Below are 12,573 nucleotides of genomic sequence, written 5' to 3' on the forward strand. Positions count from 1 at the left end.
TTCGACTATTATCCAACATTTCCCTTCTTGATTCATTACAAGCTCAAAAAAGCCCTTGTTTTCAAAACAAGGACTTTTTTCATAAACTATTTCGCTACCTCTTCTTTCGGCATTACCATACCTTTATACAATTGAACAGTTATCCAGTAATAGATAAAATAAATGACTAAGAATATTCCTATCGGCACCCACACTTTTACAAACGGGTCAACTAAAATAAAGCTGAATAAGTTAAGCCCTACTAAAACGTGGGAAATTCCAATGATCGCTGGGAAGATAAATAAATATGAAATTTCTTTATAAATACTTTTTGTCAGCATACTACGTCTAACGCCTATTTTTCGTAACATTTCATAACGTCGTACATCACGAGAAGCACCCGTTAATATTTTGAACATAAGGGAACTTGCCATCATTGCTAGAAAGGCAATTCCGAGGAAAAACCCCATAAACATTGTTCCACTCATGAGACTGTTCGTTAACTGATAAATTGTCATTTTCGTAAATATGTCTACTTTTGTACCTGTTGTTTTTTCAATTTGTTCTTTTTGTCTCTTGTCTATTTCGATCAATAATGGTTTATATTTTTTCATATCATCTACTTTTGCTAATGTTACAGTATGTTCTGTTCCTTGAATTCCTTTATAATGCTCTTCATCAGCAATTCTTACAGGCTTTCCGTTAAATTGATTATGTGTAATTTGTATTTCTCTTACAACCGCATCTTCCCAATCTTTTGGCATACGAGGAAGTTTATTCACTGCTTCGGGAGCTTCCAAAGCAGAATATACAGGTTCAGTTAAAGGTTCAGCCACCCGTTTACGCGCAGGCTCTTTTAAAGTTTCCATATTAAAGCGGTCGGAAATAAGTGGCGGTTTCGCAGTTAAATCGTCACGTAAGTAATACACCGCTTCTCCATCTACTTTATACTTATACTTGCTTTCTTCAACTATTTCCATTTCCTTTAATGCTGCTGTATCTTGATCATTTGGATCATGAATTACGACATCATATACACGTGAGAAATCTGTCATAATGCCTACATTTTTTTGAAATGCCATACCTGCTGTCATTGCCCCTGCACCTAATGCAATTAACATCGCTACAGTTCCTAATACTCTCGATAAACTATTTACTCGAAAGCGTAACTGTGCATATGTAAAACTATTTAAGCCCATTTCATTTCGTTTTTTATTTCCCTTAATTTTCATCACAAAAAATGGGAGCAATGAACTAAAAATAAAGTACGTTCCAAGTGTTGTAACAATCGTCGCTATTATAAAACCAAGTTCAGCATATGTTCTTATATTTACCATAAAATAATACCCTGTACTTACTAGTAATACACCCAGTACTGTCATTATAATAATGCGAGTTTTACTTTTCTTTACTTCATCTAGTGTTTCATCTTCACGAATTAACTCTAGTTCTGTTTTACGTAACAATCGAATGCTATTCATTATACCCGTAATGAAAAATAGTATTAAGAAGAAAATAGATGTAACTAAAATAGCTGGTGTGTATACAGATGCGTAACTACCTTTTGCTGAAATTTCCATGCCATTCATTAAAAAATTTCCTGCTACACTTGCAAGTAACATTCCTACTAAAATACCGATAATAATACTGACAATACCCATACCGAATGTTTCAATAAATAATAACTGTGCTACTTTTTTCTTTTTCGCTCCAAGCATCATATACATACCAAGTTCTTTTCTTCTTAATGTAAGTAAAAAAGAATTGGCATATATAATATAAAATACAGTTATGAAAGAAAGTAATATTGCACCTACCCAGAAGACGAGTCTAATACTACTAATGAGACTATTATCTTTTGTAAATTCACTGTTCATCGCCATCGTTTGGAACATATAGAAAATACTAATACTAATAACGAGACCAATCAGTAAAACCATATAATCTTTTAACATCTTTTTCATACTATGACGTGATAATTTAAATAACATTGTTTCGCCCCCTACTTAGACTCAGCAGCTGAGCCCATATGAGCGAGCACACCTAAAATGTCTTGATAGAAATTCTCTCGAGTGCCTTGACGATTTAATTCTTTATAAAGAAGACCATCTTGAATGAATAAAATACGCTCACAGTAACTTGCACTAAACGCATCATGTGTAACCATCAAAATACTTACATTGTGATTTTCATGTAAATCTTGCATTGCTTCTAATAAACTTTTTGCATTTTTACTATCAAGTGCTCCTGTTGGTTCATCTGCTAATACGATTGCCGGATTATGTACTAAAGCTCGTGCTGCCGCTGTTCTTTGTTTTTGCCCACCAGAAACAGCAGTCGGATATTTTGTTAAAATTTCAGTAATTCCTAATTTCTTCGCAACCTCATTTACTTTTCCTGTAATCTCACTTGACGGTACACCTTGCAAAGAAAGAGGCAAAGCAATATTTTCATAAATTGATAAGTTTTCTAGTAAGTTAAAATCTTGAAAAATGAATCCTAATTTTTGAGAACGAAAATCTGATAATGCATTCCCCTTCATAGAAGTAATATTTGTACCAGCTATCGTCACACTACCACCTGTCGCTTGATCCAGTGTACTAATCACATTAAGTAAAGTCGTTTTTCCAGATCCAGAAGGACCCATGATCCCGACGAATTCCCCTTCCTTAATATGTAATGATACGCCTCTTAATGCTTTTGACTGATTCTCATTTCTTTTCCCATACGTTTTTTCTACACTTTCTACAGTAACTACATTTGTTGACATTTCTTTCACTCCATCCCTTTTGTATAGTATTATTTTTTTCATATAATTCTTATTTTTCACTCATGTAAAATCTTACTATTTTTTAGCTTTTCAAACAGAAAGAGATGCACAAGTAACATGAACCTTTTTCCTCCTTCATATTCTCACTTTTCTAAAACTCGTTCATTCGATTTCTCTTACATTTACCTTACATTTTTGTAAGGTAAACAAGAAAACACACCAAATTCTAATGGTGTGTTTTCTTTTTAATCAATATTTTCTATTCTTTATTTCCTCTTCCATACTTGCCGCAAATACATCTAGCGCAACAACTTCTGACTTTTCTTCCCCATATTTACGTACATTTACAGATCCGTTTTCCATTTCCTTATCCCCAATAACAAGAACATAAGGAATTTTTTGCATTTGTGCTTCTCTTATTTTATATCCTAACTTTTCGTCTCGCACATCTCGTTCAATACGAACTCCAGCTTGTGCTAATTTATCTGCAACCTCATTTGCATATTGTACATGAACTGCATTTGAAACTGGAATTACTTTCACTTGAACTGGTGCTACCCATGCCGGGAACGCGCCTCCAAAGTGTTCAATTAATATTGCTAAAAAGCGGTCTAACGAACCTAAAACTGCTCGGTGAATAACAACTGGTCTTTTCTTTTCATTCTTCACATCTATATAATTTAAATCGAATTTCTCTGGCATTTGGAAATCAAGCTGAATTGTTCCGCACTGGTGACTTCTATTTAAGGCATCTTTAATATGGAAATCAATCTTCGGTCCATAAAATGCGCCGTCACCTTCATTTAGTCTATATTTATAATTCAATGACTGTAATACATTTTCTAATGCGGCTTCTGCTTGCTCCCACAATTTATCGTCACCCATTGAATCTTCTGGACGAGTAGACAGCTCCACTTCATATTCGAATCCAAAAGTTTTATATACGTAATCAATTTGCCCCATTACGGATTTAATTTCATCCTCAATTTGTTCTGGTGTTACAAATAAATGAGCATCATCTTGGCAGAAAGTACGTACTCTTAATAATCCGTTTAACGCTCCGCTAAATTCATGGCGATGCACTTGACCGAACTCACACATGCGAATTGGTAATTCACGATAAGAATGCAATTTATTTTTGAACATAAGCATGTGTCCTGGACAGTTCATTGGCTTTAATGCAAAACTTTTGTTGTCTACTTCTGAGAAATACATATTATCTTTATAATGGCCCCAGTGCCCTGATCTCTCCCATACTTCTTGGTTCATCATAAACGGAGTGCGTACTTCTTGATAATTGTATTCTTTTTGAATTTCTCTTAAAAATGCTTCTAATTCATTCCGAATAATTTGGCCTTTCGGTAAATAAAATGGCATTCCCGGAGCCTCTTCAGAAAACATAAATAACTCAAGTTCATTACCTAACTTACGGTGGTTTCTTTTTGCTGCTTCTTCAACAAAATGTAAATACTCTTCTAACTCTTTTTGAGAAGAGAATGCAACACCATATATACGCTGAAGCACTTGGTTATTACTATCACCTCGCCAATATGCACCGGAAACGTGAGTTAATTGAAATGCTTTCAAATAACCTGTAGATGGTACATGTGGCCCCCTACATAAATCTACAAATTCACCTTGTTTATATAGTGTTACACTTTCCCCACTAGGAATTGCTTCTAAAAGTTCTAATTTCAAGCGATCGTTCATTTCTTGAAACAGTTTTGCTGCTTCTTCTCGAGAAACCTCAACTCGTTCTATACTTATATTTTCTTTTATAATATTTCTCATTTCTTTCTCGATTTTTGGTAAATCTTCTACGTTTACACTACTTGGAAGATCCATATCATAATAAAATCCATTTTCAATAACAGGCCCTACCCCAAGATTTATATCACCATATAATCTTTTTACAGCTTGCGCTAAAATATGTGCCGCAGAGTGTCTTGCAATTTCTACTCCATCATTTGAATCTATAGTAATGATTTCTACTTCCGCATTTTCTTCAATATTTCGGCGTAAATCATATAACTGATCATTTACTTTCCCCGCGACTGCTTTCCTTTTCAAGCTACTACTAATTGATCCAGCAATTTCTTCTAAAGTAATTCCTTTTACAAATTCTTTAACACTACCATCTGGAAATTTAATTTCAATCATCTGTTCTTTCATTTTTCATCTCTCCATTTCATAATAAAAAGCACACTCATCCCTAAAATAGGGACGAGCGTGCTTTTACCCGTGGTTCCACCCAGATTCCCATTGTAAACCTACAATGGCTTCTTTTACGGTAACGTCGTTTACACGGCACTAGATACTTCATTTCCCCAGTGCAGCTCTAAGGTGGTAAGTTATTTTTCTGCGTTAGGAAGTTCTCAGCTTTCCTTCCTTCTCTGTATAACCGGGTAAAATAACTCGTGTCCTTTTCTTCGCTTATTATGAAATTGAATGCAAAAAAGCATATTCATCCCTAAAATAGGGACGAATATGCTTATATCCGTGGTTCCACCCAGATTCCCATCACAAAAAACATAATGGCTTCTTTTGCGATAACGTCGCATACACGGCACTAGATACTTCATTTCCCCAGTGCAGCTCTAAGGTGGTAAGTTATTTTTCTGCGTTAGGAAGTTCTCAGCTTTCCTTCCTTCTCTGTATAACCGGGTAAAATAACTCGTGTCCTTTTCTTTGCTTTTATAAAACATCCATTTATTGTTATTTAATATATCTTATTCATTTTATTTTTGCAAGTGTTTAAAAAAATTATTTATTTAATTTAAAAAAGTGAAACCAAATTTTTTTGGTTTCACTTCACAATTTTACCAATCTTGTGGTTCGTAATTTAAATCTGAAAATAGACGTCTTTTCTCTTTTTTCGATAAATCTCTCCACTGCCCAACTGGTAAATTATTCAATTCTATATTCATAATTCTCGTACGTTTTAACGTATATACTTGATAACCTAAAGCTTCACACATACGGCGAATTTGACGATTCAGCCCTTGTGTTAAAATAATTTGGAACTCATATTTTGATAACTGTGTAACCTCACAAGGAAGTGTTTTTGTACCTAAAATTTTAACTCCCGCTGCCATTTTCTCTAAGAAATCAGGTGTAATTGGCTTATCCACTGAAACGATATATTCTTTCTCATGCTTGTTTTCAGCACGTAAAATCTCATTAACGATATCGCCATCATTCGTTAACAAAATTAAACCGTCTGAGTCTTTATCGAGACGTCCAATATGACTAATACGTAAAGGGTGATTCACTAAATCAATAATATTACCTTTTACTGCTTTTTCACTTGTACATGTAATACCTACTGGTTTATTTAAAGCGATATACACATGGTCTCGAGCAATACGAAGTTGCTCTCCATTCACTCGTACATCATCACCTGGATTTACTTGGTCACCAATTTTTGCAACCTTACCGTTAATAATTACTCTTCTCTCATTAATTAATTTATCTGCTCCGCGTCGAGACGCTTTTCCAGCTTCACTAATAAATTTATTGATACGCAAGTTAGGCACATCCTTTTCATAAAAAATTTCAAGCTCACACTGCTTCTACCGTACAATACAAAAGGGTAAGCCTCCTATTTTAACTTAAATATATTAACATGAAAGGGTATATGACGTCTTCTATTAATTTCTTGTTTACAAGAAATTATCTTTATTATACATTCATTTATACACTTTTTCTGCACTTAATATACAAGCCATTCTTCCTTACATACAGCTTGTTTACTTCTTATCTCTTCTATATCTTCATGAATGTTAGCCAGTTTATACAACATGGGAAAACCCTCTTCCACATAATATTGATGCGCCATTTCATCTTCCCAATAAGTTAATACTATGTAACGAGTTTCATTTTTTAAAGACTTCGCAACTACTCCACCTAACATCCCTTTTGCATTCTCCATTCCTTTATTCCAAATTGTTTCTTGCTTATGTAAAAAATGATTTTCTTTTTCTCCCTTTACATCACATATGGCAACTCTTACGAATGATCCTTCTGTAACAACGTTTTGCAAAGGCTTATCATTTATATCATACAACGTTTGAAATAGTTCAATTTCACATGAAAGAAACGTATCTTTTTGATTACTATTTAAATAAATTGTATCGTGAGCACCGTTCATAAATGATTGATATGCACTTCTATCTTCCCATAAAGTATATACACATGCCTCATCTTCATTCCATCCACCAAATTGCCCATGAAAACCATCTAAATGTTGTAAATCACGCCATTTTTCTTGAGCAGCCGAAAACATCTCCCTTTTCTCTTCTCCCACTTTGCAAAATATTGTTTTTAGTAACATTTCTACTTCCCCCTTATTATACAATCTCTCTCTTACAACAATAAGTTTACATAACAAAACTATGGTAACTAAAAACTTCTACTTTTGTACAAATAATCATTTTTTTGCACTATATCTATCAAACCATCTATCTGTTTTCATTTCAAATAATTCGGAATATAAAAAATGTAGCTCTATAGGAATTACATCGAAATCTTTTCTCCCTTGTATATCTATTGCTCAAATAAATAATACGTAATTTCTCTCGGATAATGTTTTACATTTACCTTTCGTTCCACTTTTTTAAAACTAACTAGGCTGGCTCCCATCCACTTGCCTTTATAATAAGCATTACACTTATATATGTATAAACCTCTTCATTATCATCATTAATATGGATTGCTGACATTGGTACTGGAAATTTTTCAATTTTAGATTCTTTGTCTACATAAATGAGTGCAAATAAAGTGAAACTTTAATCATTTTGGGATTCTTCATCCCCCACCTAACTTCTTTGCTTTCGCTGCATTTTGAAGTGGGGGTCTTACTGCCCGTTAATGCGAGATACACCAATTAATAACATAGCCGTTACAATATTTAAAACTAGTTTTCTTTTATTCACTTTCACTAAAATTCCCCTTTCTTACATATTCCTTTCATCTTTTTACTAATTTTAATTAGTTACGTATAAAAAAGATGTAATTCAAATCACTTCTAACTTTATTTTCTCTATTCAAAACAACATTATTGTTATATATTATAATTATAAGTTTTTAAATTTTGGAGGCGTTACATATTGAAGAAAATTCTTTTTACTAAATGGACAGTAGTTATTTCTATTTTCATCATTTTCGGTACGATTTTCTACGTAACTAATGGTAAAAATAAAAATGATAATGAAAAAGCAACTGTAGAAACAGTGGATACAAAAACTTTCAAAACTAAATTACAACCTAAAATTAAGGAATTGACTACTAATTATAATGACATTATCGAAAAAGATTGGTTGCCTGCCTGGGAAGAGATGAACACGAACGGAGATTCAGTGGATAGAAATAAACTATTAGCTACAATGAGTGCTGTTTCCAAACAGTATGAAACACTTATGAACGAAATAGACACGATAAAAATCGAAGAAAGCATAACGGATATACATATACAAAAACAACTAATCCAATTCACAACTCAGTTTAAATCCGCATCAAATTACATGAAAAATGCAGCAGATTTAATTATTGATAAATACAATAATTCTACTCCGGCCAATGAAATAATTGAAAATACAAAACAGGCTTTAGGGCTTGCCGATCAACATATTGTCATCGCTTTATCTACTTTAAATGAAATTAAAGATAAATTAGGAATTTCTAAAAAATAAAACTGTTTACTATTTTAAAATAAAAAAAAGATTGCAATTCACAGTTTATCTGTCTATAATATTTTTATTGATTTACATTCAATGTGTATATTAATTTTATAATTCGGATGAACCATTCAGGAGAAGGTCAATTGATCTACCGACGGGGCAAAAAGTTGTAATACCAACTTTGAAACTCTCAGGTCTTGGTTACAAGTAGAACTGCATGGGGACGAATCTCTGGAGAGACTCCCTCTCGCTTTTAATAGCGCGGAGGAAAAAGAGCGCCGAAGGAGCAAATCCGCTATTTTAGCGGATAATCTCTCAGGTAAAAAGGACAGAGACAAGCGAAGGAAAATGCCGATTTGTATCGGTTTATTTTTCTATTCCTTGTTTCTCCAGAGACCATTTCATTTACTTGAAGTGGTTTTTATTTTTTCTAAAAAAGGAGAATAAAGATGGAGACAGTAAGTAAAGTATTAGAACAAATGAATCATTACGTGTGGGGATTGCCAACTTTGTTGCTACTCGTTGGTACTGGTATCATTCTCACAGTGCGTTTGAAAGGTTTACAGTTTAGTAAACTATTATACGCTCACAAAATAGCATTTAAAAAGTCAGAAGATACGGCATCTTCTGGAGATATTAGCCACTTCCAAGCACTCATGACAGCTATGGCCGCAACGATTGGTATGGGAAATATCGCCGGTGTTGCAACAGCTGTTACAATTGGTGGTCCTGGTGCAATTTTTTGGATGTGGATTACCGCTTTATTCGGAATGGCAACAAAGTATGCCGAAGCAATTCTAGCAGTGAAATACCGTGTTAGTAATGAAAATGGTGAATATTCAGGTGGACCAATGTATTATTTAGAGCGTGGCTTAGGTAAGAAATGGCTTGCTGTTTTATTCGCTATATTCGGTACAACTGCTTCTTTCGGGATCGGTAATATGGTGCAATCTAACTCAGTTGCAGAGGCAATGCGAATTAATTTCTCTTTCCCCCCTGCTTTAACTGGTATATTAATGTCATTTTTAATCGCTATTGTTATTTTAGGCGGTGTAAAAAAAATCGGGAAAGTAACGGGATTTATCGTTCCTATTAAAGCTTTCTTTTATATAATTGCTGGTCTTATTATTATTTTCTATCACTTTGATCAAATTCCAAAAGCATTTTCACTTATTTTTTCTGGTGCATTTCAAGGTACAGCAGCCGCAGGTGGTTTTATTGGAGCAACAGTCGCATCAGCTATTCAAATCGGAATGGCGCGCGGTGTATTTGCGAACGAAGCTGGTTTAGGTAGTGCTCCTATTGCGGCCGCTGCAGCAAAAACAGATTCACCTGCAAAACAAGCTTTAGTTTCTATGACGGGTACTTTTCTTGATACATTTATCGTCTGTACAATTACAGGACTTGTATTAATTACAACTGGAGCATGGAAATCAGGTAAAACCGGTGTTGAAGCTACAACACTTGCATTCCAATCTGTATTCGGCACCGCTGGTAGTATGATCCTTGGTATTGCCATAATTTTATTCGCCTACTCTACTATTTTAGGCTGGTCATATTACGGTGAGAAATGTGTCGCTTATTTATTTGGAGAAGGTGCTGTTCGATATTATAAAGCAATCTTTATCGTGATGATTGCGATTGGTGCCAATTTAAAACTTGGTATCGTATGGACATTTGCTGATATTGCAAATGGACTTATGGCAATTCCAAACTTAATTGGCCTAATCGGATTAAGTGGTATCGTTGTCGCTGAAACGAATCGTTTTTTACAAGCAGAGAAATTGAAAGAAAACCATAAAAAACAGGCAAGTTAATCTGTGTTTAAAATAACTGTAGTTCAAATTTCACTATAAATATTAATTTTATATAGAATACAGCCCTACATTTTGAAAAAGAAATTGGTCAAAATGTAGGGCCTTTTATTTTATTTTATTTTATTAAAAAAGTTCCACTAAAGTAAATAAAAGAATATGTTTAGTACATTATATTCTATTAAGTAAACTTCATTTAAAATTATCAGTGTTGGTTACTCTAAAAATCATTAGCATCACACATAAATTATAGTGAAGTAATACTAAAATACAATGAACCTCAACATAAATATCTCGGTAAGAATCCCCTCTTTTTTTAAGCAGTATTATCAAAAAAACTTTAAAGTCCAGTTGATTATATATAAATCACAACTTAATAACCAGAAAATTATAAAAGGAAAACTCTTGAAGATTATGTAATATAAAGGTAATCTATAGATAGACGATTCTAAGATGTTATTCGGAGAAAACTTCTTAGTTAAGTATGTTAACTTGTTTGCACTAAATTTTACAAATAAAGGGGTATTAAGAATCATGAAAGCAAAGAAATTAGTAAGTTTAGCATTACCAGTTATGTTATTAAGTGGTTGTATTACAATTGAAACTGATAGTAAGAAAGCGGAACCAAAGAAAGAAGAAACGCAAAAGATGGAGAAAGAGAGTAAGTCAACCGATAGTAAAAAAGATGATAGCTTATCTGCAGCGAATGGTAAAGATGCAAACAGTAACTCATCAAGTAGTAAACCAAGTTCTTCTTCTAACAATTCAAACTCATCTACTTCCTCTAGTTCATCAACTGCAAAGTTAAGTGGTTCAGAAGTTGAGAAATACAAGTCAGAAATAGTAGAAAATGCTACTAAAGTTGATGATGTTTTGAAATTAATAGAAAAGGTAGCAAGTTCAGATGTTAAGTCATATAGTCAAAAGAAAAGTGAAGTACAATTAAGTATAGGTGGAGCAAAAGCATATGTAACAAAGTTAAGAAACCTCCAAGCACCGCCTGAGTTAAAAGTAGAACAAGAAAATATAAAACAATCAATGGAACTTTATAATGAAGCATTTGCACTGCTTTTTGATGCAATAGAAGAACAAAACGAAAGTAAGATCAATCAGTCATTAACGAAAGCTAAAGATGGTTCAAAGCTTTTTGAGGAAGCAACAGATAGTATTTCTAGAAAAACACAGTAAGGCTGAAATCAAGGTAAATAGATACGGCTAATTTATTAACTAAGGATAAGGGGCATTTAATCATGAAAGCAAAGAAACTAATAGGATTAACCATACCAGTTATGTTGTTAATGAACGGTTGCATAAAAATAGAAGAGTCTAAACCTGCTAAGACAGAAGAGTCTAAAACCGCTAAGACGGATTCTGAAGTTAAGACTTCTAAAGAAGCTGACTCTAGTACTTCAAAGCAGTCAACTTCTGATGTGAAGAAAGTAAGAGTATTAGCAGACGACTATCCTATGTATTTAATTGATTTAGGAAATGAGTTTGATAGACTATTCAAAGAGTACAATAATATAGTTGGGGAAGCTAGCAAAGGCAATAAGACACGAAAAGACGTATTAGTTAGTGTCGAAAACATCTTTAAAGCAATTGATAAGTTTGAAGAAATCGACCCACCGAACAAGTATATAGATGCTCAAAAGGATATTGAGAAAGCAACCGCTAAGTACAGAAAAGCCTTTGAGGGAGTAGAACGTATTTTCTCACAAAACACAGAGAAAAATACTGGTGGTAAAACTGACAAAGAAGTAATTGAAAACGCTGAAAAGTTAGTTAAAGAAGGCGACAAATACTGGATTGAAGTATATAACAACATGAAAAACGAAGTAACGAAGGCGAACGGCGGCGGAATATCTGCTAGTGAGAAAACAGGAATAGACACTAATTCAGGTGTTAACGAAGCAAACGTTAAGAGTAAAGTAACAGACGGAACTGAGTTAATTGCTGACTGGGGACTTGAAACTTCTAGTGGTTTCCTAGTAACATTTATCATAAAAGGTGGAAATACTTTTGAGTTATATACAGCAGGAACTTACCCAAACAAGGACAATATAACGGAAGGAACATGGTCTTACGATAAAAACTCTATGACTTTTGAATTACATATAACGAAGCGAATGGACAACGGTAAAGAAGTCACTGTTTCTAAGAAAGACATACCTTATATTGTACAGAATTTCGATGGTAAGACCTTACAATTATTAAATACAGAAACAAATAACACAACAAGATATGTGAAACAAAGTTTCTAATAGACAAGAAATAGAGTCACTCCCTCTTAACCACTTAGATTTCTTTTATCAAGATGGATAAAACGTAACAA

The 12,573-nt window shown here is 33.6% G+C and carries 9 protein-coding genes, 1 pseudogene, 1 riboswitch and 2 other annotated features; of the genes and pseudogenes, 4 read left to right on the top strand and 6 right to left on the bottom strand.

The window, feature by feature from the left end:
• Nucleotides 1-86: 86 nt before the first annotated feature.
• The 6 genes and pseudogenes from G9F74_RS14635 to G9F74_RS14660 all read right to left on the bottom strand — a co-directional run bounded on the left by G9F74_RS14635 (nucleotide 87) and on the right by G9F74_RS14660 (nucleotide 7,515).
• A complete protein-coding gene (locus tag G9F74_RS14635) occupies nucleotides 87-1,970 on the bottom strand; it encodes an FtsX-like permease family protein (RefSeq protein ID WP_016108351.1) in 1,884 nt (627 codons plus the stop codon).
• Between the two features lie 11 nt (nucleotides 1,971-1,981).
• A complete protein-coding gene (locus G9F74_RS14640) occupies nucleotides 1,982-2,749 on the bottom strand; it encodes an ABC transporter ATP-binding protein (RefSeq protein WP_000106414.1) in 768 nt (255 codons plus the stop codon).
• Nucleotides 2,750-2,998: 249 nt separating this feature from the next.
• A complete protein-coding gene (gene thrS, locus G9F74_RS14645) occupies nucleotides 2,999-4,921 on the bottom strand; it encodes a threonine--tRNA ligase (RefSeq protein ID WP_000663078.1) in 1,923 nt (640 codons plus the stop codon).
• 44 nt (nucleotides 4,922-4,965) lie between these two features.
• Nucleotides 4,966-5,188, bottom strand: a binding site (T-box leader).
• A 35-nt stretch (nucleotides 5,189-5,223) separates the two neighbouring features.
• Nucleotides 5,224-5,447 (bottom strand) — a binding site (T-box leader).
• Nucleotides 5,448-5,568: 121 nt separating this feature from the next.
• Nucleotides 5,569-6,276 (bottom strand): 23S rRNA pseudouridine(2604) synthase RluF, encoded by a 708-nt coding sequence (gene rluF, locus G9F74_RS14650; protein WP_001222161.1) that lies wholly within the window; start codon nucleotides 6,274-6,276, stop codon nucleotides 5,569-5,571.
• Between the two features lie 185 nt (nucleotides 6,277-6,461).
• Entirely contained in the window at nucleotides 6,462-7,082 is a 621-nt protein-coding gene (locus G9F74_RS14655) for a DUF4937 domain-containing protein (protein ID WP_000925134.1), read from the bottom strand.
• 212 nt (nucleotides 7,083-7,294) lie between these two features.
• Nucleotides 7,295-7,515 (bottom strand): annotated as a pseudogene (locus G9F74_RS14660) (hypothetical protein).
• Nucleotides 7,516-7,857: 342 nt separating this feature from the next.
• Here G9F74_RS14660 and G9F74_RS14665 point away from each other — a divergent pair.
• The 4 genes from G9F74_RS14665 to G9F74_RS14680 all read left to right on the top strand — a co-directional run bounded on the left by G9F74_RS14665 (nucleotide 7,858) and on the right by G9F74_RS14680 (nucleotide 12,502).
• Nucleotides 7,858-8,439, top strand: coding sequence for a hypothetical protein (locus tag G9F74_RS14665; RefSeq protein WP_000721819.1), 582 nt, complete (start codon nucleotides 7,858-7,860; stop codon nucleotides 8,437-8,439).
• A gap of 209 nt (nucleotides 8,440-8,648) precedes the next feature.
• Nucleotides 8,649-8,769, top strand: a riboswitch (glycine riboswitch).
• 107 nt (nucleotides 8,770-8,876) lie between these two features.
• Nucleotides 8,877-10,244: an alanine/glycine:cation symporter family protein gene (locus G9F74_RS14670; protein ID WP_016108350.1), complete on the top strand. Its 1,368-nt coding sequence runs from the start codon at nucleotides 8,877-8,879 to the stop codon at nucleotides 10,242-10,244.
• Between the two features lie 531 nt (nucleotides 10,245-10,775).
• Nucleotides 10,776-11,429, top strand: coding sequence for a DUF7018 domain-containing (lipo)protein (locus G9F74_RS14675; RefSeq protein WP_033668504.1), 654 nt, complete (start codon nucleotides 10,776-10,778; stop codon nucleotides 11,427-11,429).
• A 62-nt stretch (nucleotides 11,430-11,491) separates the two neighbouring features.
• Nucleotides 11,492-12,502 (top strand): DUF3994 domain-containing protein, encoded by a 1,011-nt coding sequence (locus G9F74_RS14680; protein ID WP_016108348.1) that lies wholly within the window; start codon nucleotides 11,492-11,494, stop codon nucleotides 12,500-12,502.
• Nucleotides 12,503-12,573 lie beyond the last annotated feature (71 nt).

This window comes from Bacillus sp. EKM202B (assembly GCF_011066025.1).
GTDB classification, from domain to species: Bacteria; Bacillota; Bacilli; order Bacillales; family Bacillaceae_G; genus Bacillus_A; species Bacillus_A toyonensis.